At 59.8% G+C, this 24513-nt stretch carries 20 protein-coding genes; 10 read left to right on the top strand and 10 right to left on the bottom strand.

Going from position 1 to position 24513, the window contains the following annotated elements; translation table 11 throughout:
• The 9 genes from R3C98_RS08505 (at position 1) to katG (ending at position 12996) form a co-directional block, all read left to right on the top strand.
• Positions 1-1197 carry a CpaE family protein gene (locus tag R3C98_RS08505; protein WP_371313685.1) on the top strand — a complete coding sequence of 399 codons (1197 nt, stop codon included), beginning with the start codon at positions 1-3 and terminating at the stop codon, positions 1195-1197.
• Complete coding sequence (locus R3C98_RS08500; RefSeq protein ID WP_371313684.1) at positions 1194-2576, top strand: CpaF family protein; 1383 nt, start codon at positions 1194-1196, stop codon at positions 2574-2576. The genes R3C98_RS08505 and R3C98_RS08500 overlap by 4 nt, the downstream gene beginning before the upstream one ends.
• A 10-nt stretch (positions 2577-2586) precedes the next feature.
• Positions 2587-3570 carry a type II secretion system F family protein gene (locus R3C98_RS08495; RefSeq protein WP_371313683.1) on the top strand — a complete coding sequence of 328 codons (984 nt, stop codon included), beginning with the start codon at positions 2587-2589 and terminating at the stop codon, positions 3568-3570.
• 165 nt (positions 3571-3735) lie between these two features.
• Positions 3736-4512, top strand: coding sequence for a type II secretion system F family protein (locus R3C98_RS08490; RefSeq protein ID WP_371313682.1), 777 nt, complete (start codon positions 3736-3738; stop codon positions 4510-4512).
• 45 nt (positions 4513-4557) lie between these two features.
• A complete protein-coding gene (locus tag R3C98_RS08485; protein WP_371313681.1) occupies positions 4558-5517 on the top strand; it encodes an acetyl-CoA carboxylase carboxyltransferase subunit alpha in 960 nt (319 codons plus the stop codon).
• Positions 5518-5581: 64 nt separating this feature from the next.
• The gene (locus R3C98_RS08480) at positions 5582-7333 is read left to right on the top strand and encodes an amidohydrolase (protein WP_371313680.1); all 1752 of its coding nucleotides are present in this window, start codon (positions 5582-5584) and stop codon (positions 7331-7333) included.
• Between the two features lie 2 nt (positions 7334-7335).
• Entirely contained in the window at positions 7336-8271 is a 936-nt protein-coding gene (gene thiL, locus R3C98_RS08475; RefSeq protein WP_371313679.1) for a thiamine-phosphate kinase, read from the top strand.
• Between the two features lie 144 nt (positions 8272-8415).
• Positions 8416-10569, top strand: coding sequence for a sodium-translocating pyrophosphatase (locus R3C98_RS08470; RefSeq protein WP_371313678.1), 2154 nt, complete (start codon positions 8416-8418; stop codon positions 10567-10569).
• A 264-nt stretch (positions 10570-10833) separates the two neighbouring features.
• A complete protein-coding gene (gene katG / locus R3C98_RS08465; protein ID WP_371313677.1) occupies positions 10834-12996 on the top strand; it encodes a catalase/peroxidase HPI in 2163 nt (720 codons plus the stop codon).
• A 52-nt stretch (positions 12997-13048) separates the two neighbouring features.
• Here the strand turns inward: katG and rsmA are convergent, their stop codons facing one another.
• From rsmA to ruvX, 10 genes are all read right to left on the bottom strand, one after another.
• Positions 13049-13885 (bottom strand): 16S rRNA (adenine(1518)-N(6)/adenine(1519)-N(6))-dimethyltransferase RsmA, encoded by an 837-nt coding sequence (rsmA, locus tag R3C98_RS08460; protein WP_371313676.1) that lies wholly within the window; start codon positions 13883-13885, stop codon positions 13049-13051.
• Positions 13882-14877 (bottom strand): 4-hydroxythreonine-4-phosphate dehydrogenase PdxA, encoded by a 996-nt coding sequence (gene pdxA / locus R3C98_RS08455; RefSeq protein ID WP_371313675.1) that lies wholly within the window; start codon positions 14875-14877, stop codon positions 13882-13884. The genes rsmA and pdxA overlap by 4 nt, the downstream gene beginning before the upstream one ends.
• Positions 14878-14927: 50 nt before the next feature.
• Complete coding sequence (locus R3C98_RS08450) at positions 14928-16175, bottom strand: SurA N-terminal domain-containing protein (RefSeq protein ID WP_371313674.1); 1248 nt, start codon at positions 16173-16175, stop codon at positions 14928-14930.
• Positions 16176-16327: 152 nt separating this feature from the next.
• Positions 16328-18520, bottom strand: coding sequence for an LPS-assembly protein LptD (locus tag R3C98_RS08445; protein WP_371313673.1), 2193 nt, complete (start codon positions 18518-18520; stop codon positions 16328-16330).
• A gap of 167 nt (positions 18521-18687) precedes the next feature.
• Positions 18688-19785: a DNA-processing protein DprA gene (gene dprA / locus R3C98_RS08440; RefSeq protein ID WP_371313672.1), complete on the bottom strand. Its 1098-nt coding sequence runs from the start codon at positions 19783-19785 to the stop codon at positions 18688-18690.
• Positions 19782-20414, bottom strand: coding sequence for a glycerol-3-phosphate 1-O-acyltransferase PlsY (gene plsY, locus R3C98_RS08435; protein WP_371313671.1), 633 nt, complete (start codon positions 20412-20414; stop codon positions 19782-19784). The genes dprA and plsY overlap by 4 nt, the downstream gene beginning before the upstream one ends.
• Positions 20415-20474: 60 nt before the next feature.
• Positions 20475-21767: an amidohydrolase family protein gene (locus tag R3C98_RS08430; RefSeq protein ID WP_371313670.1), complete on the bottom strand. Its 1293-nt coding sequence runs from the start codon at positions 21765-21767 to the stop codon at positions 20475-20477.
• Entirely contained in the window at positions 21764-22711 is a 948-nt protein-coding gene (locus R3C98_RS08425; RefSeq protein WP_371313669.1) for an aspartate carbamoyltransferase catalytic subunit, read from the bottom strand. Before R3C98_RS08425 ends, R3C98_RS08430 begins: the two co-directional genes overlap by 4 nt.
• A 55-nt stretch (positions 22712-22766) precedes the next feature.
• Positions 22767-23693, bottom strand: coding sequence for an AEC family transporter (locus R3C98_RS08420; RefSeq protein WP_371313668.1), 927 nt, complete (start codon positions 23691-23693; stop codon positions 22767-22769).
• The gene (ruvX, locus tag R3C98_RS08415; protein WP_371313667.1) at positions 23690-24148 is read right to left on the bottom strand and encodes a Holliday junction resolvase RuvX; all 459 of its coding nucleotides are present in this window, start codon (positions 24146-24148) and stop codon (positions 23690-23692) included. Before ruvX ends, R3C98_RS08420 begins: the two co-directional genes overlap by 4 nt.
• 74 nt (positions 24149-24222) lie before the next feature.
• Here ruvX and gatC point away from each other — a divergent pair, with 74 nt between their 5' ends.
• Positions 24223-24510, top strand: a complete 288-nt coding sequence (gatC, locus tag R3C98_RS08410; RefSeq protein ID WP_371313666.1) for an Asp-tRNA(Asn)/Glu-tRNA(Gln) amidotransferase subunit GatC — start codon at positions 24223-24225, stop codon at positions 24508-24510.
• Positions 24511-24513 lie beyond the last annotated feature (3 nt).

Here is a 24513-nt window from a genome sequence, read left to right as displayed (position 1 = left end):
ATGACTCAACCAGCACCAGCGAATGCGCCTCGCGCAGGATCGGACCATATTATTCCGCATCTTGCCGCTCTCGTGAGTGATACCCGTCTGGGCGCTTTGCAGCCGCTTTGTGTGGAACTGGCGGATCTCAGCCAGATGTCTGCATCCGAAGCCGCCATGAAGTTTGGCGGAGGTGTTATGCTACTCGAGCAGGGCGTGCCCGGATGGGACGAGCTTTTGCTGAAGCTGGCAGTCGACCGTCCCTCCACCGCAGTGATCGTCCTGTCAGACCAGATTCCCGGCAATATGGTCCGTGCCCTCATGAAGCTTGACTCTTCTGACGTGCTTCCGGTGTCTTCCAGCCCGGAAGACATTGCTGAAGCTGTCGAAAAGTTCCGAGATACAGCGAATGGCGGTGTTGGTGGGTCCAGTGTGTGCTGGGCTTTCCGGGGCGCGGTTGGAGGCGCAGGGGTAACAACGATCGCAATTGAAAGTGCGTTCGAACTCGCTCGCCGTTTCGGTCCGGGACGCGTCTGCCTTGTTGATCTCAATGTCGCTGACGGCATGACGACGTCCTTCCTTGAGGCTGTGCCGAAGCTGGATTTGTCCGCCCTTTCAGCCGCTCCGGAGCGTCTTGACCCCCGGTTGCTCGCGGCCTGGTGTTACCAGCACGAAAGCGGTGTTTCGATCATTGCCGCGCCGCGCAACCCGGACGGCGATGTGCTCGCTTCGGAACCAGCGATCCTGCGGCTTCTGGATGTTGCTTGTGGAATGTTTGAATTCACAATTGTCGATATGCCGCGTCACATGATGCCCTGGACGAAGTCTGTCCTCAGCGCTGTCGACGAAGCGATCGTGATTAGTGAGCTGACAGTGCCCAGCCTTCACGCAGCTGCCGATATGGCACGTGAAACAGATGTGCTGCGTAGTGACCGGGCGCCGGCCAAACTCGTGCTGAACCGCATGTTCCAAAAGAAACGTCTGCGGGCTGAATTTGCGCTCGATAAGGCGGAAGGTGCCATCGACCGGAAAATCGACTCGACGATCACTTCGGATTGGGATGCCGCGCGGACGGCCGTCAATCTTGGTCGTCCCATTGCGGAAGTCGTCCAGAAGAGTCCCTTGGTCTCCGACATTGGAAAACTGGTTCAGATGATGCTGCCGGAAGAGGCTCAGGCCGCAATCCCGGTGGAAGGAAAGCGGAGACGCCGCGGATGAGCCGTTTTGGATTTTCTACACCTGCACCGGTAGCGCCGGAGCCAGAAACAAAAACGTCAGCGCCTGCTGCACCGCCAGCGCCACCGCGCGCCAAGGCGGAAACAGGCGGATTTGACCAACTTGATGCAAAGCTGAAGATTCACGCGAAGCTGATCGACGAGCTGGACCTGTCCAAACTCGAAAAGCTGGACGATGAGACCCTGCGTCGGCGTGTGCGGGGCATCATTGCGGACATCATCAAAAAAGAAGACATGGCCCTGTCGGCAGCCGAAGAGGCCAGCTTCGCGGACGCGGTGATGGACGAGATGACTGGTCTTGGTCCGATCGAGCCATTGCTCAAGGATGACTCCATCGCGGATATCCTGATCAATGGCTGCGACCAGGTTTATGTCGAGCGCCACGGCAAACTACAGATCGCGCCGGTGCGGTTTGCTGACAATGAACACCTTCTGCGGATCGTGCAGCGTATTGTTTCCGCAGTCGGGCGCCGGGTTGATGAAAGCCAGCCTCTGGTCGATGCCCGTCTTGCCGACGGAAGCCGCGTGAACGCAGCGGTGATGCCGATTGCCATCGACGGCCCTCTGGTCTCAATCCGGAAGTTTTCCAAATCGCCGCTGACCATCGACAAGCTCGTCGAATTCGGCGCCATTCCGCGCCCTGTGGCAGATTTCATTCTTGGTGCGGTGAAGTGCCGGGCCTCAACCGTGATTTCCGGGGGTACCGGATCCGGTAAGACCACGTTGCTGAATGCCTTGTCGTCGGCGATCAGCCCGGACGAGCGGATGATCACGATTGAAGATGCCGCTGAATTGCAGCTGCAACAGCCGCACGTCGCCCGAATGGAAACTCGTCCGCCGAATATCGAGGGCAAGGGTGAAATCCGCCAACGCGAGCTCGTAAAAAACGCGCTTCGTATGCGTCCAGACCGGGTGATCCTGGGCGAGGTTCGCGGCGAGGAAGCCTTCGATATGCTTCAGGCCATGAATACCGGCCACGAAGGATCCATGGCGACCATTCACGCCAACAACCCCCGGGATGCCCTGACGCGACTTGAGCAGATGGTGATGATCGGCGGCATGAAAATTTCGGAACATGCCATCCGAGGCCAGATCGCATCGGCTGTGAATTTCATCGTGCAGGCGTCCCGCCTGTCGGACGGGTCGCGTCGCGTGATGTCCATTGCTGAAGTCACCGGCATGGAAGGCTCAGTCGTGCAGCTGCAGGAAATTTTCCAGTTTGTCCGCACCGGCACCACGGATGAAGGCAAGGTGGAAGGCCACTTCGCAGCGACGGGTTTGCGCCCGAAATTCCTGGACGAGATGGAGCGCCGCGGGGTGCACATGCCGCCCGGCATGTTCGATCCGTCGACGCGCTTCTAGGAGGGGCACCGTGTTCGGACTGCCCGATCTGACCAATATCAGCCTGACGTTCATGATCCCAATGATCATGGCGGTCGGTGCGGTATTCCTGGCGCTGCAGGCAGTCATGAGCCTGTTCACGACAGCGCAGACGCAGCGGATTGTAAACCAGCGTCTTCAGTTCAAGGAGCGCTTCGAAAGCACGAACGAAGCCATGATCGAGCTGCGCAAGAGCCGCGGCCTGGACGAGTTCGGCAACTTCGCGATGCCGATGCAATGGTTCAATCAGCTGGTCGTGCGTTCCGGCCTGCCATACCAGCCAGCCCGTTGGTTTGCCATGTCCGGAGGAGGTGGCCTGCTGGCTGGGTTTGTCTACTTCAAAATGGTTGGCGGAGTTCTGACCGCGGGTGGAATTATTGTTGCGATCTTCGCGCTTGGGCCGCTGATCGCGCTCAAAATGGTTGGCGGAAAGCGCATGAAGAAGCTTGCGCAACAGCTTCCCGACGCGATGCAGATCGCCTGCCGAAGCCTGGAGGCCGGTCATCCCGTTGCCACTGCGGTCGCACTCGTGGCGCGTGAGATGCCCGATCCGATTGGAACGGAATTCGGCATGGCCGCGGATGAGGTTTCATACGGGATGTCGCTGACAAACGCTGTCCAGCGCATGGCGGAGCGGGCAGGAGATCCGGATATTGAACTCTTTGCGGCGACAGTGCGCCTGCAAGAGAAAACCGGTGGTAATCTCACTGAACTTCTGAAGGCACTCGCCACGACCATCCGTGAACGGCAGACCATGCGCCTGAAAGTGCGGGCGGCTTCATCGGAGGGGCGTACGTCCGCCATGATCCTGACGTCTGCACCTTTCATTGTCATGCTGGCCATTCATCTCCTGCGCCCGGAATTCTACGGAGATGTCATCGACAAGCCGCTGATCCGCTATTCCTTCACTGGTCTGTTCATCTGGATGTTCATCGGCAACATGGTCATGCGCAAAATGATCAATTTCAAAATGTAAGGGGGAGCCATGCTTGACGATCTTCCCCTCTCTGAAATCTGGTTACCCGCAACCATGCTGGCGATTGCGGTCGCGGTTGCAGTGCCGGGTCTCTTGTCGATCTGGCGAAATGCCAAGGCCAAGGAAGAAGTTGAACGCCGTCTGGAACGACGGGGCACACGGTTCATGGAGCCGCACAAACATGTTAGTCCTGTGGACAATCTGGTTTTGCAGGTCTCCAACAAGGTTGCTCCCACCGACGAAGAAAAGGTCAACGAAGCGCGGGCGCGGTTGGCGCTTGCGGGGCTGACGCATGGTAGCGCCGTTGGGCAGTACTATCTTGCGCGTCTCATTTGCGTGATTGCGCCTCAGGTTGGGCTGCTCTTTGCTTTGCCCTATCTCGCCAACTTTCCGCCGACCGTTCCGCTGTTCACCAGTGTGGGGTTGCTGATCGTGGGATTGGTGGGACCGTCCTTCTATGTGGATCACCTGATTTCGGCCCGGCAAAGCCAGTGTTCGCTCGGTTTTCCAGACATGATGGACCTCATGGTGGCCTGCGTTGAAGCAGGGCTCAGCCTCGATGCTTCCGTTCAGCGCGTGGGTGAGGAACTTGAACTGCGCCATCCGATCATTGCGGGACACATGAAAACCCTGTCGCTGGAGCTGCGCGCCGGCAAATCACGCAAAAAGGCATGGCGCTCCTTTGCCGACCGGATGAACCTCGAGGAAGCCGGATCGCTGGCGACAATGCTGCGCCAGGCGGAGGAAATGGGCACCAGTCTGGGTGCCACATTGCGGATCTTCTCGGCAGATATGCGCCAGCGCCGTATCCTGATGGCAGAAGAAAAAGCCATGGCTTTGCCAGCAAAACTGACTTTGCCTCTGATTTTGTTCGTTTTTCCGGTGCTTCTGGGCGTTCTCATCCTGCCCGCCATTGCGAAAATGCAAGGCGTACTCTTCTGATCTCGGCACTAGGCGAGTCAGTCTGTGATTGCTAGTTTGCGCGCCATGAAAGTTTCATATCTCGAATTCGAAAAGCCGCTGGCGGAACTGGAATCCAAGATCGCCGAGTTGGAAACGCTGTCGGGCCGCAAGGATGGTCCGTCTCTTTCCGACGAACTGACGAAGCTGAAGGCCAAGTCCCAGAAACTTCTGAAGGATACCTATTCCGATCTCAGCGCCTGGCAGAAGACGCAGGTCGCGCGCCATCCAGATCGGCCGCACTTCAGCGATTTCGTTGAGAATGTCTTCGAGGATTTCGAAGAGCTGGCTGGCGACAGGGTTTATGGAAACGACGAAGCGGTGATCGGGGGGCTTGCCCGGTTCAAGAGCCGTCCGGTTGTGATCATGGGCCATGAAAAAGGCCGCACGACCGAGAAGCGTCTGAAGCACAATTTCGGCATGGCTCATCCTGAAGGATACCGGAAGGCCGTGCGCCTCATGGACCTCGCCGAGAAGTTCAACCTTCCCGTTCTCAGCTTTCCGGACACGTCCGGGGCCTATCCCGGCAAGGGCGGTGAGGAACGTGGCCAGGCTGAAGCCATCGCGCGCGGTACGCAGCGCGGCCTGACGCTTGGCGTGCCGTTCGTGACACTGATCATCGGTGAAGGTATGTCGGGCGGTGCCATTGGTATCGCCGCTGCGAACAAGGTCCTGATGATGGAGCATGCGATCTATTCGGTGATCTCGCCGGAAGGCTGCGCCTCTATTCTCTACCGCGATGCGGCCAAAGCCAAGGATGCGGCGGACGCGATGAAGATCACTGCTCCGGACCTGCTGCGTACCAAAGTAATCGACGACGTGGTGAAAGAGCCAGTCGGCGGCGCGCATCGCGATCCGCAACGGGCCATGGCAACGGCGTCCAAAGCGCTGGAAAAGGCGTTGAAGGAGCTGGACGGTCTGTCCCCAGCCGAATTGCGTCGCCAGCGAGCCGACCGCTTCTACGCCATCGGTCGCGAAGGTCTCTGAACCCGCTTGCATTGCCACTCGAGGCGCGCCACGCTTCTCTGCAAAATACAGGGAGGAGGGCTCCATGAAGCGAATGCTGTTGATCGCTGCAACTATTGTTGCAGCGTGCGTTGCGCCATCGAAGCAGGATCCGGCTGCAGGCGAGGGTGTCGTAATCTACCCTGCGAAGGCCATCATTACTTTAGTGGACGCGGGTGAGGTAGCGGAGGCGGTCGCAGTTTCCGGTGACAGAATAGTTTCCGTCGGACCCCTGGCTGATCTGATCGCGGCGATGCCTTCGGCGACGGTCGACACTGAATTCACCGATGCCGTCATCGTGCCGGGACTTGTCGATCCGCATGTGCATGTCGTTCTGGGGGCGCTCCAGTACAATCTGCCGATCACGCCGCCATGGCCGATGGCAACGCCTCACGGAATGAAAGCTGGTCTGCCGAATCGGGAGGCTTTTCTTCGCGCGCTTGGAGATATCGTGGCGGACTCAGAACCGGATTCACCGGTCGTCGTGTACGGCTATCACAATCTGGTGCATGGCGATCTGACCAAGAATGACCTCGACGGGATTACATCGGATCAGCCGCTCATTGTGTGGCACTATTCCTCGCACGATTTCTATCTCAATAGCGCGGCCATCGAAGCGGCCGGTTTCACGCCGACGCTGGCACAGTCTTTCCACGGGGTCGATCTCGATGAAAACGGCGAGCTGACCGGACGTATCTATGAGGATGCCGCGCTGCTGGTGATCCAGGCCTATGCGGGAGTGATCCTCGCGCCGGAGAATGTAACGGCGGGATTCCACGGATTCTCATCCATGCTGCGCCAGGCCGGTGTCACGACGACGGCCGAGATGGCCTATGGCCTGTTCGGGTGGGAAATGGAGGATGCAAATATCCGGTCCAACTGGGGTAGCGCGGAGGCCGCGGGGTATCATCTCTACCTCGTGCCTGAATACCGTTCGCTCGAGCGTACGTTTGGAGACGGCAAGGTTCAGGCCGTCCTCGACATGGTCAGCGGTGACCGGCAAACGCCGGCGCCCGTCCTGCCGCGCGTGAAGTTTTTCACCGACGGCGCCTTCTATAGCCAGACGATGCGCCTTTCACCGCCGGGCTACCTGTCTGGCCAGTCGAAAGGGTCGGAAGGCCTGTGGGTGGCTGGACCGGATGGTATTGTCCCAGCTATTCAGCCTTACTGGGATGCAGGGCTCAGCGTGAATATCCATTCCAATGGTGATGCAGCGCAGGGTGCCACGCTGAAAGCGTTGGAGGCATTGAGGCAAGGCGATGACGGCCCCGGCAACAGTTTCGTCATCGAACATGGTGGCCTGTTTTCGCCCGAACAGGTGGAAGCGGCCGGCCGCCTGCGCGCGCAGCTCTCCGCGGCCAGTCACTATGTCTTCTACATGGCGAATGAGTATGCCGGGCCACTCGGCGATGTCCGGGCAAAATGGATATCCCCGTTGGGAGCGTTGACCGCTGCTGGCGTACCGGTTGCGGTGCACAGCGATGCACCCTTGGCACCACCCTACCCGTTACGCGCGGCAGGCGTGCACATAAGCCGGGCGACGCGTGACGGCAGTGTCTACGAATCCGAGATGGCGCTCAGTCCGTATGAAGCGCTTGAAGCCATTACGCTGGATGCGGCGCGGGTCCTGGGGCTGGAAGCGGAAATAGGTTCTATTGAACCCGGCAAGCGAGCTGATTTCACCATTCTCGGAGCGAACCCTCTGGACACGGCGGGGGCGGATTGGGAATCCATCCCTGTATGGGGCGTGGTTCTGGATGGTATGAAGCGCCCGCTGGCAGAACAGGCAACCGATTAGGCGTGGGCGAACGCGACTGGATTTCCCGATATTTCAAGCCTCTGGCCACTGGGCCGGGGGCGGATGCCTTGCGGGATGATGTGACAAAGCTTTCGGTTGCTGGTGGCCCGTTGATCGCCACCGTCGATGCTCTCGTTGAAAGTGTCCATTTCTTTCCTGACGACCCGATCGAGACGGTGGCCCGGAAGCTCGTCAGGTCCAACGTGTCGGACGTGCTGGCCAAAGGCGCGCGGCCGCTTGAAGCCCTGCTGGTGCTGGGCTGGCCGAACAACCGGCCCGAAACGGAACTGGCCCGATTTGCGGCCGCGCTCGGTGAGGAACTGGCCAAGTGGGGCGCCAGACTTGTTGGGGGCGACACGACGTCGAGCCCACAGGGCCTGTTCCTGTCCTTGACCTTGACGGGCCAATGCGGGCCCGAAGGTCCTATCCGCCGAAGTGGCGCAAAGGCCGGAGATGAGCTTTGGGTTACCGGAGAGGTCGGGGCGGCGTGTCTCGGTTATCGCGCGCTCCGGGAAGGACGCCTGGATGACTCTCATATCACTGCATATCGGGAGCCAGCGCTCGCTCCGCTGGAGATCACCGGGCTGTTACGCAATTGCGCGACTGGATCAATGGATGTCTCCGACGGACTATTGGGTGATGCCCGCATGCTTGCAGAAGCCTCGGGCTTGTCGGTCACAGTCGATCTCACCGCTGTACCCTTCGCAGACGAAGTAGCGGACCTTGAGGAGCGTCTGGCGCTGGCGTCGTGGGGCGATGACTACCAGGTCCTGTTCTCGGCACCTGAGTCGGCCTCTCGCCAGATTATAGATTACGCAAGGGAAAGGTCGTTTCAGGTTACCTGCATCGGTACATTCGCTGCCGGAAGCGGCCTGACGGCGATTGAGAATGGAGCTGTCGTTAACCTACCGGAAACTCTCGGCTTCGAGCATGGCTGAACCGGGTCTTGCCTGACTCGCTCGAAACGTGAGGCATCTTGCACGTAACGTCAGGGGGTGGCAGCAAAGTACCCATAATAAAGAAAGCTCAGGAAGAAACCGGGAAAAACCGGTTCGTTTTGGCTAGGGAAGGAAACAAGGTTCATGTGGTATTATCTCGCTCTCGCAGCGGGCGTAATCTCGGTTTTGTACGGGTTCATTCAGGCCCGTTCGATCCAGTCCGCCCCCGCGGGTGACGCGCGAATGCGCGAAATCGCTGCGGCAATTCAGGAAGGCGCGAACGCCTATCTTGGCCGCCAGTACCGGACCATCGCCATCGTTGGCGTGGTTGTCGTCGTTCTGCTCGGCGTTGCATTCCGGAGCTGGGAAGCTCCGCTCGGCTTCGTCATCGGGGCCGTTCTCTCTGGCGCCGCCGGTTTTATCGGGATGAAAGTCTCGGTTCAGGCGAACGTCCGCACGACGGAAGCCGCCCGGTCCGGTTTGAATGCCGGTCTCAAGATGGCGTTCAAATCAGGTGCCATTACCGGCATGCTCGTGGTTGGTCTCGCACTGCTCGGCATCGTTCTCTATTACGGCTTCCTGACCATGGTCATGGGCCTCAGCCTGTCTGAGGAACACCAGAAGCGGGAGATTATCGACTCGCTGGTGGCGCTCGGATTTGGCGCCTCCCTGATTTCGATTTTTGCCCGTCTCGGTGGCGGTATCTTCACCAAGGGTGCGGATGTCGGCGGCGACATGGTCGGCAAGGTCGAAGCCGGTATTCCGGAAGATGACCCGCGCAATGCCGCGACCATCGCCGATAACGTCGGCGATAATGTCGGCGACTGTGCCGGTATGGCCGCTGACCTTTTCGAGACTTATGCCGTGACGCTTGTCGCGACCATGGTTCTTGGTGCGATCTATTTCGCGGATGCCAGCTATCTCGGTGACCTGATGCTGCTCCCGCTCGCCATTGGCGGCGTGTGCATCATCACTTCGATCGTCGGGACCTATTTCGTCAATCTGGGCCCCGGCAAGACTGACGTCATGGGCGCGCTCTACAAAGGTCTGATCGTCACTGGTGTTCTGTCGATCGGTGCGTTGGCTTTGGTGATCAGCCAGGTTCTGCCTGCCGGTTTCGGTCCGCTGGACGGCGCAGCCGCAGCGCTGGGTTTCTCGGGTGAAATCACCGGGATGGATCTGTTCCTGTGCGGCCTGCTTGGCCTTGCGGTGACCGGCCTGATCGTGGTCATCACCGCTTACTATACTGAGACGAAGTACCGTCCGGTGCGGTCGGTGGCCAAAGCGTCGGAGTCCGGTCACGGCACGAACGTGATCCAGGGTCTTGCCGTGTCGCTCGAGTCGACGGCGCTTCCGGCGCTGACGATCATTGCGGGCATCATTGCTACCTACAATCTCGCAGGCCTCTATGGTGTTGCCATCGCAACGACGACCATGCTGGCCCTGGCGGGCATGATCGTGGCGCTCGACGCATTTGGTCCGGTGACGGACAATGCGGGCGGCATCGCCGAAATGTCGGAGCTTCCTTCTGAAGTGCGCGACACGACGGACGCGCTCGACGCTGTGGGTAACACCACGAAGGCAGTTACCAAGGGTTACGCAATCGGATCTGCCGGACTCGGTGCGCTCGTCTTGTTCGCGGCGTATTCAGAAGACTTGAAGTATTTCTCGGCCCGTGCCGCAGAAGGATCATTCTTCTCTGGCGTGACGGTCGATTTCTCGATTGCCAATCCGTACGTCGTGGTCGGCCTTCTGTTCGGCGGCCTCCTGCCATTCCTCTTCGGCGGCATGTCGATGATGGCTGTTGGCCGGGCTGCGCAGGCTGTGGTGGAGGAAGTTCGCCGCCAGTTCCGCGAAATGCCGGGCATCATGAAGGGCGAGGTGAAGCCGGATTACGGCCGCGCCGTCGACCTGCTGACCCAGGCTGCGATCAAGGAAATGATCGTACCGTCACTTCTGCCGGTGTTGTCGCCAGTGGTGCTGTTTGGCGTGATCTTTGCCATCGCGGGCAAGGGCGCTGCGTTCGCAGCCGTCGGTGCCATGCTGTTGGGTGTGATCGTGACCGGCCTGTTTGTCGCCATCTCGATGACCTCGGGCGGCGGCGCCTGGGATAACGCCAAGAAGTACATCGAAGACGGCAATCATGGCGGTAAGGGCTCCGAAGCCCACAAGGCCGCTGTGACGGGTGATACGGTCGGTGATCCCTACAAGGATACTGCTGGTCCGGCTGTGAACCCGATGATCAAGATCACGAATATCGTGGCACTGTTGCTGCTGGCAGTCCTCGCCGGCATGTAAGCAACATGAATTTTTATTTGGAGGCCCCGGAGCATATGCCCCGGGGCCTTTGTTTTTGTTGTGAAAAACAAACTATAGTCAAAATCAATAGCAACCCCTCAAGCAATCAATTGGTCCTATTCGCCTGTCAGGCGTAGGGTTTTCCTGCGCGATAACCCCAAAGAGGTGACTCACCGAAATGGAGGTATCGCTCGAGTATTTGCGGTGTGCCCGGCACGCCATGTTTCGGATTTGACAAAGCGCTTGAGCAATAGGGAGAAAACAATGGATGGCAATGACATGGGCGGCGGTAAGTGCCCTGTAATGCACGGCAGCATGACGGCCGTAGGCCGCACGGTGATGGACTGGTGGCCGAATGCGCTGAACCTCGACATCCTTCACCAGCAGGACACGAAGACGAACCCGCTCGGGCCTGATTTTGACTACGGCAAGGAAGTCAGGAAGCTCGACTTCGAAGCCGTCAAGAAAGACGTCACCGATCTGATGACCAACAGCCAGGACTGGTGGCCAGCGGACTACGGCCATTACGGCGGCCTTATGATCCGTCTCGCCTGGCATTCTGCGGGTTCTTATCGGCTTGCGGATGGACGCGGCGGTGGTGGCGGCGGCAACATCCGCTTTGCACCGCTGAACTCGTGGCCGGACAATGGCAATCTCGACAAGGCGCGCCGCCTGCTTTGGCCGGTGAAGAAGAAGTACGGCAACAAGCTGTCATGGGCCGACCTGATCCTCCTCTCCGGAACGATCGCATACGAATCAATGGGTCTGAAGACCTACGGCTTCGCCTTCGGACGTCCGGACATCTGGCATCCCGAAATAGACACTTATTGGGGCGCCGAGAAGGATTGGCTGGGCCGCGACCGCTATGACGACAACGCCAAGCCGGACACGCTCCAGAACCCGCTGGCTGCCGTGCAAATGGGCCTCATCTACGTTAACCCGGAAGGTGTGCAGGGTACGCTCGACCCCGCGAAAACGGCGCTGGAAGTGCGCGAGACCTTTGCCCGCATGGCCATGGACGACGAGGAAACCGCGGCGCTCACCTGCGGTGGCCACACGGTTGGCAAGGCGCACGGCAACGGCGATGCGGGCGCGCTGAGCCCGGCTCCTGAAGGCGGCAAGATCGAAGACCAGGGCTTTGGCTGGCTGAACCCGAACATGAACGGCAAGGCCGATCTCGCCGTTACGTCCGGTGTCGAAGGCGCATGGACGACCAACCCGACCAAGTGGGACATGGGCTATTTCAAGCTGCTGTTCGGTTATGAGTGGGAGAAAACCAAGTCTCCTGCCGGTGCGAACCAGTGGAAGCCCATTGGCATCAAGGAAGAAGACATGCCGGTGGATTCGTCGGATCCGTCCGTACGCCGCATGCCGGTGATGACCGATGCCGACATGGCGATGAAAGTCGACCCGATATACAACCAAATCTGCCAGAAATTCATGGCCGATCCGGCGTATTTCGACGATTGCTTCGCCCGCGCCTGGTTCAAGCTGACCCACCGCGACATGGGGCCGAAAGCCCGCTGGGTTGGTCCGGACGTGCCAAAAGAAGAGCTGATCTGGCAGGATCCTGTGCCCGCCGGGAATTCCAGTTACGACGTCGCTGCCGTGAAGGCGAAGATCGCCGCAAGCAGCCTCTCCGTCAGCGACATGGTGGCAACGGCCTGGGATAGCGCTCGCACTTATCGCGGCTCCGACATGCGGGGCGGCGCCAATGGTGCCCGCATTCGGCTCGCTCCACAGAAGGACTGGGAAGGCAACGAGCCGGTCCGCCTCGCCAAGGTGCTGGACGCGCTGGAAGGGATCGCCAAGGAGACGGGCGCCAGTGTTGCCGACGTGATTGTGCTCGCCGGTAATGTTGGTGTCGAGAAGGCCGCAAAGGCAGCTGGCTTCGACGTGACGGTTCCGTTTTCTCCCGGCCGCGGCGACGCGGCCGATGCGCAGACGGACGCCGCTTCCTTCGACGTCCTCGAGCCGCTGGCCGATGGCTTCCGCAACTGGATGAAGCAGGACTATGCCGTGACTGCGGAAGAGCTGTTGCTCGACCGGGCCCAACTGCTGGGCCTCACCGCACCAGAGATGACTGTGTTGCTCGGCGGCATGCGTGTGATCGGCACGAACCACGGCGGCACGAAGCATGGCGTGTTCACTGACAAGGTTGGTGCACTGACAAATGACTTCTTCGTCAACCTGACCGACATGTCCTACAAGTGGGTGCCGAAAGGCTCCAACCTTTACGACATCGTCGAACGCAAGAGCGGAAAGACCGCGTTCACCGCGACGCGTGCAGACCTCGTGTTCGGATCAAACTCGATCCTGCGGGCCTATGCGGAAGTCTACGCTCAGGACGACAACAAGGAGAAGTTCGTGAACGACTTCGTTGCCGTCTGGACCAAGGTGATGAACGCGGATCGTTTCGACATCTAAGTCGTCGAGAGAGCTCTTTGGAACGGCGCTTCGGGAAACCGGAGCGCCGTTTCTATTTGACCAGCGATTCTGCCATACGGCGGAATTCATCCTGTGTCAGGGTCTCTGCGCGGGCCGTAGGATCAATGCCGAGGCCTTTGAGCCACTCATCCGATTTCAGTCCATGCTTCTTGGCAAACGGCTTGAGGGCTGCGCGCAGCATTTTCCGGCGTTGGCCGAATGCTGCGCCGGCGACCTGTTCCAGCTTGTCCAGATAAGGGAAGCGCTCGCTCTCGGGTAGCGGCTCCAATACGGCCACGGCGCTGTCTACCTTTGGCGGCGGTTTGAAGGCGCCGGGCGGAAGGGTGAAGGCGATGTGTGGCTGGGTCACGGCGTGGGCGAGCACCGCAAGTCGGCCGTAGTGCTCGGTCCCCGGTTCGGCGCAGATGCGCTGTGCGACTTCCTTCTGGAACATCAGTGCCATTTCCCCGCGCCACGCGCCGGCTTTGAGCCAGTCGATCAGAAGGACTGTCCCGACATTGTAGGGGAGATTAGCGATGATCATAACAGGCGTTTCTGCGCCGAGTTCGGTAAGAACCTTTTCCCATCTTACCTTGCGCGCATCCTTCTCAATGACGGTCAGGCGGCCATCCTGCGTCTCAGGCCATTCGTGCAAGGCGGAGGCGAAGCGCGGATCTGTTTCCACAGCGATCAGCTTTGCGGCACCTTCCTTCAGAATGGCGCGTGTCAGACCGCCAGGACCCGGACCAACCTCTATTACGGTACGTCCTTGGAGGGGACCTGCCGCTGTTGCAGCCCGGTGCAGAATACTTGGGTCGAACAGGAAGTGCTGGCCCAGTGCCTTGCGTGCCGGTGCCTGCGTCAGTTCGGGTTCGTTCTGATCATTCATTTGGTTTGCCTGTTCCTCGCGACCATGACCGCGGACCGGATCGCTGCAATCAGGCTGTCTGGCCGGGCCGTGCCGGCGGCAGCTGCCTCATAGCCCGTTCCATGATCCGGGCTGGTGCGCACGATTGGTAGGCCAAGCGTCATATTCACGCCGCCCCAGAAGTCGAGAGTCTTTACCGGGATCAGTCCCTGATCATGTGTCATGGCGATCACCGCATCGAAGGCGCCGGACAGGGCCTCGGCAAAAACAGTGTCGCCAGGTCGTGCATCGGATATATTGATATTCCGATATCGGAGTGTTTCTGCCGCCGGATTGATGATGTCGATCTCTTCGCGACCAAGCGCGCCGCTTTCACCTGCGTGAGGATTGAGGCCTGTAAACGCGATGCGGGGAGTGGCAATCCCGAAATCCGACTGCAGGGCAGTATGAACGATGGTGCCGAGTTCGATCAGGCTATCCTGCGTCAGGCTGCCCGGCACACTGGCAAGGGATTGGTGAATGGTAGCAAGAGCAACCCTCAGGCCGCCACCGGTCAACATCATGACCGGGCGAAGCGGTTCGCCATCCTCCGGTCTGCACAATTCTGCAATGAATTCCGTATGACCCGGATGCCTGAAACCGGCGCCGTATAGCAGAGCCTTGTTGATCGGGTTGGTCACCAGGCCAGCAGCCTGGCCCACGCGGACATGGGCCACGCCGGTTTCGATTGCGGAGATGATGGCGGCCGCTGTGGCCGGGTCCGGTCTGCCGGGGTCTACATGGGGCATGACCCCGATGGGCAGGACCGGGAGTGCCGATCCGAAAACGCCAATTGTTTCTGCTGGCGAGGAAATTACCTGAACTTTGCAGTGGTCGCGATACAACTCCGGTGCACCGATCACGTAGAATGCGACAGACGGATCAGTCTGCAGGGATGCCCACGCTGCCGCCGTGATGGCCGGCCCCACGCCAGCGGGATCGCCCATTGACAGGACAAGGGGAGGGAGGGGCATCTGTTCGCTCACGCGCGGGATGTCGCGCCAAATGGGCGCGGGTGCAAGTCTTAGCGGTAGATTATCGTTGCGTCGCGGCGCAGGTTCCGCAGTTCGCGCTCTGAAATCATGTTCAGTTCGCGGCCCTTGAGGCTGTTTTTCAGGTCATCCCGCGAAGGCAGGGCTTCGGCGCCTTCCTCGCGGCGGCAAACATACATCGTGCCAAGTCCGCCGTTGACAGCGAAGATGTCCGTCGGCTTCCCGATCTCCGCATTTTCCACCATGGCTTTCCCCTCGGGACCCAGCTCATCGATATTGATATCTTCGAGCGGCTGGGTGCGAAGGCCTGTGGTTGTGTTGGCGACGGTTTGCACATCATCGCAGGAGGTAATGCGATCCATTGCGGCTTTCAGGTTTTCATCGGTTGCATCACGGGTGACCAGACGGATGAGGTCCACTTTGGTCACGGCTTCCGCCGGCTCACGCTTGTTCTGGATGAACAGGATGTAGACGCCATTGTCGACGACGATCGGGTCCAGCACACCGGGACCTGCTGCCGCTTCGATCGCCGGGACGAGTTCAGGGGAAAGGTCAGAGGTCGACACCCACCCCATATCGCCGCCCGTCGCTGCCGTTGGTGCAGAGGAAAGCCGCTGAGCTGCTACGCGGAAATCAGCGCCAGCTCGCAGCTGCTCAAGGATAGACCGGGCTGCTTCCTCCGCCTGGGTACGCGTCTCTGGATCGGGGGCGAACAGGAAAATTTCGGAAATTCGATACTGGGTTTTTTTCGCAGCAGCACGAAGCTGTTCGATCTGGTCATCGACCTGATTGTCGGAAATACGGATTCTTGAACCGTAAAGTCCGCTCATCACGCGGTTCCACGCGATTTCAGCCCGCATCTGCTCTTCCAGACTGGAGGGATCGATGCCGGCCGCCAGCAATTGCGACTTCAGGTCTGTGGCTGTGATACCTGACTGAGCTGCCATGCCTTCGACCGCGCCGTCGATTTCTTCCTTGCTGATTTCCAGGTCGAACTCGGCAGCCTTGTCCAGCTGAAGGTGTTCATCGATCAGCTGCTCCAGCGCCTGGCCGGTGATTTGCTGGACTTGCTCTTGGGTCGGTTGTTGGCCGCCGAGGCTGAGCAGAAGCATCCGAGCCCGATCGCGCACATCGGTGAATGAGATCGGCTGGTCATTGACCACAGCAGCCACGCCTTCCAGCGTCAGGCTGCCGTCGTCCGGGGCGGCCTCCTGCGCACCTGCAAATCCAGCAAAAGGGAGGGCCAGAAATACAGCGGCGGCGACGAGTTTGCGAACCATCAGTGGTCTCCAATTCATACCTGCGAACCGGCAGGCAAGTATTCAACTTGACCATACAAAACCTGAAGTATGGCGCAACGCGGGCTCGCAGTCCGCCCTGTTAACTTACGGATATTTAGGGTTCACGGCGATTTAAGGGCGGCGGAGGCGAATCAATCGAACTCACTCGATCCGAACTCGCCGAGTGTCTTGAGCGAAAACCGGATCTGGATGTTTTCCGAAGGTCCCTGCGTACGGTCCTGCAACTCGGTCCGGCTGTAGACGAGTTCCAGGCGCGAACATTCATCTTCGTAGGCGATTCCGAAATCCCGTCTTGCGTTCCGATTGTCGGAGATGTCCCGCAGCTGGTTAAACACAATCGAGTACCGGTCAGTCACTCGGAATTCGCCCATCAGGAAGACGCCTTCATCTTCACCGCTGCCGATCGGGTTCAATCGCTCGCTTAGTTTGTAGTACTGTGCGGAGGCACGCCAACGTTTCGTCTGCGTCGTGATACGAGTATCGATCCGGTTCAGCTGCATGCCGTCATCGTCCAGGCGCACGCGCGTATCGACGCGCAGCAACTTTCCGAAATCTGCAGTTGTTGCAAGCATCCAGTCAGATGCTGTTCCATCCAGATTGGAGACATTGTTGAACGCCTCGTCCGACCGGGACCGCCATCTGCGGCCAAATGTGGCTGAAAGCTCTGGACCGTCTTTCCAAACTGCTCTCGCGGTCAGGCCGGCCGAGATTTTTCCATCACCTTCGTAGAGGTCGTATCCGGCGACGCTGTTCGCATCGAACAGGACTGTTTCGTCCATTTCGAACAGCAAGGCGTCTTCGTTGGGAATAATCGGGTCGTTCGAGTTTGAGGTGCCCCACGCCGCCATGACTTCCGGTTCCAGCATGATATCGACGGTCTTGCCCGGACGGATCATCGGGTAGGCGATACGGGTTCCGGCATTCCCGACCAGGCGGGAGGCACTGTCCTCGCCTGCGGTATTCTTGTCGAGTTCGTAGTAATCACCACGCAACTCTGCGAACGGTTCGAAAGTAAAGCCGCCTGGCAAGATCTTGTAGGCCGACCAATCCGTGCCGACGCTCACACGCTGGCTGTCAGAGCCCACATCGCGACGAAGGATAGCGGTCGAAGCATTCACGCTGGCAAATCCGTAGTCGCCGAGATCCCAGTATTTTTCGCTGAACATCAGCGGTGTCACGGTCGGCAGGCTGCCATCCGCATCGCCCTCGCGAAGGCCCTGGATCGAGATGAGGGAAACGTCGGTATAGTAGGAATCTCCCTGTCCGACCGCATAAAGCTGGGACAGAAGACGCCGCGGTTGACTCAGATAGATGCCGCGCTTGTCACCTTGCCCATCAAGGTCGTAGCGGCGATCGTAAAGGTCGTCGGTCTGGGTTTCGACGCCGAAACCCCATTGCCATTGGCTGGTAACAGCGAAACGACCGCTTCCGTAGAGGTGCCCGCGCCACTTCTCTTCGCCGAATTTCACGCCGTCGCTATCGAAGTCCTTTTCACGGGTCAGGCTGGTATTGAGTTTGATAGCGCCGGAATAGAACCGTTTCCGGTAATCGAGCTCCAGCATCGGATTGACGTTTTCGGTGATCATCGGCGCTATGGTCAGGTCCGAATAATCTGAAATCGCCCAATAATAGGGTTGTTGGTAGAACGCGCCGAGCTTGGACGAAAAGCCTGCCGATGGGATCATCAGGCCCGACCGGCGTTCGGAAGTTGGGTCCGGGTGGGCCAGGTAGGGGAAATAGAAGACCGGAATGCCCATGACTTCGAGCACGGCGTCCCGATAGGAAATCATTTGCGTTTCCTGGTCGAGAACTGCGCGCCTCGCCCGCAGTGACCAGGTCGGCGTCTGGCCTTTAGCTTCGCAGATTGGGCAGGCCGTATATATGACCTGATCCATCGCGTTTATGCCATCTGGCTGGCGGATCGCTGAATTTGCAACGATTGTGGAGCCATCCGGTAGTCGCGCAGAGTAGCCGATAGCATATCCGTCTGACAGGTTGGAGCCGACTTCGACTTCGTCGGAGAATTGCTGTGTGCCGTCCTGTTCAATGATGACAACATTCCCGGTGGCCCGAACACGCTCTGTCGTACGGTTGTAGATCAGCCGGTCTGCCCGAAGAATCCGTCCATCATACAAGGCTTCGACATTGCCCTCGGCAACGATCGAGTTCTCATCTCGCAGTTCGTAGACATAGTCGGCTTCCAGGACCACTTGCTCGGATGTCGTGGCGGTATCAGGAGCGATTGTGCTCTCCTCAGCCATCGCTCCGAAATTCGGCGCGGCGGCCAGCACCAAGGCTGCAGCGTAGTGATACCAATTGGCCAAATCAGGCTACCTCGGTTTTGTTCCCGGCTGTGCCGGCTAAGCAATACGGAATTCTGTCTCGGTTTCTGAGGCTTAGAGGCTGTCCTCAGCATCGTCCAGCCACCGAGCGCGCATCAGCGTTTTTTCAGCCACGATCCGGTGCAGCATGGCCACAGCTGGCGCAGGGTTCAAAAAGCCTTTGCAGCCAGCCCACCCGGCAGAGTCTGGGCTTCTCCGGAGAGTTCCAGTTCGAGAAGAATAGCGGCGCATCGTGCGGCAGGCAGGCCACTGGCACGGGCGATTTCATCAATTGGCATGGGATGCGGAGAAAGCGCTTCTGTGACCCGCTGGAGTTCCGATTCGCTCGGTTCTCCAGCATCCGGGTCGTACTCGAATGGCCGTGGGGGTGGCGCTGCAACACCTCGCCGGTCGAGTGTTGCCAGAATGTCGAGGACATCATCAGCGTGGCGGACCAGCGTTGCCCCCTGGTGTAACAAGCTATTGGTACCGGCAGCTCTGGGATCGAGCGGTGAACCCGGTACCGCCATTACCTCACGACCCTGTTCACCGGCCACGCGCGCCGAAATCAGTGATCCGGACCGTTCAGCAGCTTCGACGACGACGACCCCCATGGACATGCCGGTGATGATGCGGTTGCGGCGGGGGAAATCCTGTGCTTTGGCCCGGTATCCGAAGGGACTTTCTGACACGATGAGGCCGGAGGCAGCAATTTCAGCATAGAGCCTTTGGTGCTGTGGGGGATAAACATGATCAATCGCGCCTCCTAACACGGCGACTGTGCCGGTTTCGAGGCTGGCTGCGTGAGCTTCCCCATCGATTCCGAGGGCTAGTCCGGAAACGATGGAAAAGCCATTTCGGCCCAGGTCTGCTGCCATATCCCGCGCAATCTTGCGTCCGGCAGCCGAGGCGTTGCGAGCTCCCACCAGAGCGACTGTCGGGCGTGCTGCGAGGCTTGCATCGCCGAGAAGGGTCAAAACTGGCGGTGGTGGCTCCAGGTTCCTCAGGAGGGGCGGGTAATCCGGTTCCGAACTCAGGACAATTCTGGCGCCGTAGCGTTGTGCTGCTTTTAGTTCCTGCTCGATATCTTCGACGGAAGGCGGCTGAAGTGGTCGAGCCTTGCGCGAACGGCCCGATAACTCCGGCAGAGCTGCCAGAGCGGCGCTTGCCGTTCCGAACCGGCGGATCAATTGAAAGAAGCTCACGGGACCAATGCCGTGCGTTCTGGCAAGGCGGATCCAGTCCAGCCGTTCGCCGTCAGACATCATGCGTCGGGTTTCGATTTAGAGCTACCGAACCGCGGTTCCGTACCTTTCAGCAGGCGGCCTAGATTCGCTCTATGGGTCCAAAAGACGAAAGCGGACAGGGCCGCAAGCCCGCAGAGGATGAACCAGTTGTGCGGCCGGTGCAGGAGTTCCTCCACCGCCCACGCACCCGGGGCGACGAGAACCGCAGCGGTGAGTGCTGCCAGAGACGAAATGCGCGTGATCGCGAAGATGCCAAACCAGACCGGTGCAGCCACATAGAAGGCGGGGAGCGAGACGAACGGCAACAAGCCAGCAAAGGTCGCAATACCTTTGCCGCCTTTGAAGCCCAACCAGATCGGGAAGCAATGCCCGACGAACGCAGAGGCTCCGGCGACAAGCACCATCTCCTGCCCGCCGAAAGCGCCAAACCCCATCGCGACGAGACCAGCTTTAAGACTGTCCAGAAGCAAAGTGGCCAGCGCCAGGTCTTTTCGGCCAGTCCGCAGGACATTGGTTGCGCCAATATTTCCGGAACCGATCGCGCGAATATCACCGAGACCAGCTACGCGGGTCAGCAACAGGCCAAACGGGATCGAACCGGCCAGGTAACCGATCAACGCGGCAATTGGAAATGCGAGATACGCGGCCATACGCAGACTCCGAAAACACGTTTAAGTGGTAGGCAGGGAATTGCGCGCGGGCAAGCCTTCTCAGGCGATGCTTTCATGCGTGAAGACTTCTTCACCAGCCACGAAAGTTCGAAGGACCCGCCCTTGAAGCCGGCGGCCATCGAAGGGGGAGTTGGTCGAACGGGAGCGCAAATATTCGCGTTCGCATAGCCACGGCTTGCCGGGATCGAACAGGACGAGGTCGGCCGGAGCGTTTGCCGCGAGACGGCCTTGAGGAAGTCCGAGCATGTCCGCCGGGCGGCAAGTCACTGGCGCGAGTGCTTCCAACAGGCTGAGCGGGCCGTCATGAACCAGGCTGAGCATTGCGGGCAGCACAGTTTCCAGTCCTGCCGCGCCAAAGGCCGCCTCGCCAAATGGAAGACGTTTCTCTTCCGGCGGCTGAGGATCGTGCGCCGAGACGACGGCATCGATTTCACCGCGCTTCAAGGCATCGATGAGTCCGAGGCGTGTTGCCTCGTCACGGAAAGGTGGATTGACCTTGCAGTAGGTCAGGTAGTCGCCAACATCCAGCTCATTGAAAAAGAAGCTGTGGGCGGCAGCGGTTGTGAACACCTTTGCACCGCGTTCCCGGGCGGCGTTCGCTATCTCGATGGTTCGGGGTGTCGAGACCTGGTCCATGATCAGTGTGCAGCCGGTCGCTTCGGCCAGCGCAGTGTCTCGCATGGCGCCGATCCATTCGGCTTCTATCGGAATGCCTGAAAGACCCATGCGTCCGGCAAGTTCGCCGGCGTTCATGACGCCGGATCCAGAGAGCGCGCGTTCGTCCGGACGCGACATTATCGTTGCGCCGAGGCTGGCTGCGTAAGCCATCGCCCGCTTGAGAATCGAGGCATTGGCGACGGGCAGATCGCCATTAGTGAAGATAACCGCGCCGGAATTGGCCATCAGGCCGATCTCGGCCATGGCTTCGCCTTTGAGTCCGGTCGTCAGGGCACCTGCCGGGTAGATCCGGGCGGCGGCGCTCGTCTTTGCTCGTTCCGTGATGAAACGGACCAGCGCCATGTCGTCGATCACGGGCGTGGTGTCCGGCATCACGACGAAGCTGGTAATGCCGCCCGCCACAGCCGACCGCGACGCCGTGGCCAGTGTTTCTTTCTGCTCAACGCCAGGTTCACCGGTCTTTACGCGTAGATCGACGAGGCCGGGGGCCAGGCAAAGGCCACCTGCGTCGATGGAGGCCTTGGCATCCGCATGCGCGGTTGTCTGGCCGGCGGAGATTTCCTTCACCTTGCCGCGGTCGATAAAGACTGCACCGGTCTCGTCGAGGCCGCTGGCCGGGTCCAGAATGCGGGCATTGTAGATGCTGAGGCTCATGCGCGGCCTCCCGCCAGAAGATGGAGCACGGCCTCACGCACAGCGACGCCCATTTCGACTTGTTCGGTGATGACAGACTGTTCCCCGTCTGCAATCGCGCTCTCGATCTCGATACCGCGGTTCATTGGACCGGGATGCATGACAGTGACATCGGGCTTGGCGAGAGCGAGCCGTTCCTTGGTGAGGCCAAAAAAGCTGAAATACTCCCTCCGGCTTGGGAGGAAGGCGCCGTCCATCCGTTCCAGCTGCAGGCGCAGCATCATGACGATATCAGCGCCTTTCAGCGCCTTGTCGAAGTCGGTGGTCGCACTGGCAGCGCCCCAGGTGTCTGTGCCGGAGGGCAGCAGCGTGCGCGGCGCACAGAGGTGAACTTCTGCGCCCATCAGGTGCAGCGCTTGCGTGGTGGACCGAGCGACACGCGAGTGGGCAATGTCACCGCAGATCACGACCTTCAGACCTTCGATCCGGCCTTTGGTGCGCCGGATGGTCAGCGTGTCGAGCAGGCCCTGTGTCGGGTGCTGGTGCGTGCCGTCGCCGGCATTGATCACGGCGCAGTCGACCTTGCGCGACAGAAGCTTCGGCCCGCCGGAGGCGGAGTGGCGCACGATCAGCGCATCGGGCTTCATGGCGTTCAGAGTCATTGCCGTGTCGATCAGCGTTTCACCCTTCTTCACGCTGGAGGCGGCTACGGGCATGGAAATCACGTCGGCGCCCAGGCGGCGGGCGGCGATCTCGAAACTGCTCATAGTCCGTGTCGAGTTCTCGAAGAACAGGTTCACGACCACTTTGCCCTTCAGGACGGGGTCTGGACGGATGCCGGCGCGCGTGGCCTCGGCATAGTTGTCTGCGAGATCAAGAATATGGGTGATATCGAGAGGAGAAAGCCCTTCAATACTGAGCAAGTGCTCATGATCGAAGCTGTAGTGATATGCCGCCCGTGTCATGGAGGCCCTTTCGATTTTTGGCGGTTTAGGCCCGATTCTGCCGGGCTTCAAGTCCTCAGGCAGCGGGAAGATGCATCACGGCCAAGTAGAGCAGGGGCATGGTGACCATTGCCAGGACCGTTTCCACAGCGATTAGGTTCGCCGCAAGCGGTGCGTCGCCGCCCAGTTCGCGGGCCAGAATATAGGACGACGTCGCCGTCGGCGTTGCTGCGCAGATCACGGCAATGGTCAGTGGGATGCCTGAAAGGCCCAGCACCATGCCGAATCCGACCGCAAAAACTGGAAGACCGACCAGCCTGACCAGGGACCAGCCGAAAGTGCGAGGACCGGCGCGGCGCAGAGCTGAGAGGTCTACACCCGCTCCTGCGGACAGAAGGCCGAGCGCCAGCGCTGCGTCGCCTAGAATCCCGAGACTGTCGTCCAGCAGTTCCGGCAGCTCGATGTTGGCGGTGGCGAGGCCGAGGCCTGCAACACAGGCGATGACAATCGGATTCTTGACCAGGGCGAGCAACGGCTTTGGTGCAGGCCCGTGAGGCCGGTCGGCATGCGCGATCAGGGCGTATACCGAGAGGACGTTCGCTGTCGGGATCATGGCGGCGGCGGCGATTGTCACGAGGGCGAGGCCTTCCTTACCGAACAGAAGGCTGCCAATCGACAGGCCGATCATCGTATTCCAGCGGACATTCGACTGGATGACTGACCCAACAGCTGGGCGAGGCATACCGGGAAGGTAGCGTCCCAGTAGGCCGACACCTGCCAGGGCGAATTGTGCCAGGATCAACGCTCCGGCCAATCGCCACGGCGCAGTCTCAAATGGCGCGTTTGCAAGCGTCCTGACGATCAGGGCTGGAAACAGGACGACGTAGGATAGCCGCTCAATCGCGCGCCAGCTTTCGGTCGGAATCCATTTCCGGACTGATAGCACATGGCCAAGCGTCACGATCGCGATGACCGGAAGCAGGGCATAGAGAAAGCCGCTCATGTGTCGCGCTCCAGACGTTCCAATGCCGATTTCAGGATGATGGCTGCCGCTGAGGCGTCGATGCGTTCCGCGCGTTTTTTGCGGGACAGATCAGCTTCCAGCATCGCCCATTCAGCCTCTGCGGTTGAGAGGCGCTCATCCTGCAGAAGAATCGGCACGTCGCGATGCTTGAGGATGTTCCAGGCCAGTGCCCGGACGGATTGGGCCCTCGGGCCTTCACTGCCGTCCATGTTGAGCGGCAGGCCGAGCACCAGTCCAACAGCAGAGCGGTCATCATACAAGTGAAAAAGCCGCTCGAGAACAGGCGCCAGTTTCCGCCCTTTCGGAATGGTCTCAACAGGGCTGGCTATCATGCGCAGGGCATCGCAGGAGGCCACGCCGATCGTCTTCGTCCCGGGGTCGAGCCCGAGCAAAGGTCCGGCAGCAGGGAAATCGGCGGCATCAACGACTGGCATGGGCTGCCCACATAGCGCCTTGATGGGGCGTTGCCTATGGCGTATTCGGGCGGCAGCAATTCCGGAGAGTTCCCATGAGTGTCACCAAGGACGATGTTCGCAAGGTTGCCCGCCTGTCGCGGATCGCAGTCGATGAGGCGCACCTTGACGAACTGGCCGGTGAGCTGAACAGCATCCTCGGCTGGATCGATCAGTTGAACGAAGTCGATATTTCCGACGTGGAACCTCTAACCTCCGTGGTTGAGACGACGCTGCCGATGCGTGAAGACGTGGTGACCGACGGCAACATTCCGGACCAGATCCTGGCCAACGCTCCACGCACCGAAGATGGCTTCTTCGTTGTGCCAAAGTCGGTCGAGTAGGGC

The sequence above is a fragment of the Hyphomonas sp. genome, from assembly GCF_041398465.1.
Lineage (GTDB): Bacteria > Pseudomonadota > Alphaproteobacteria > Caulobacterales > Hyphomonadaceae > Hyphomonas.
Note: the sequence above shows the minus strand (reverse complement) of the source record. Positions and strands in the feature narration are given on the sequence as shown.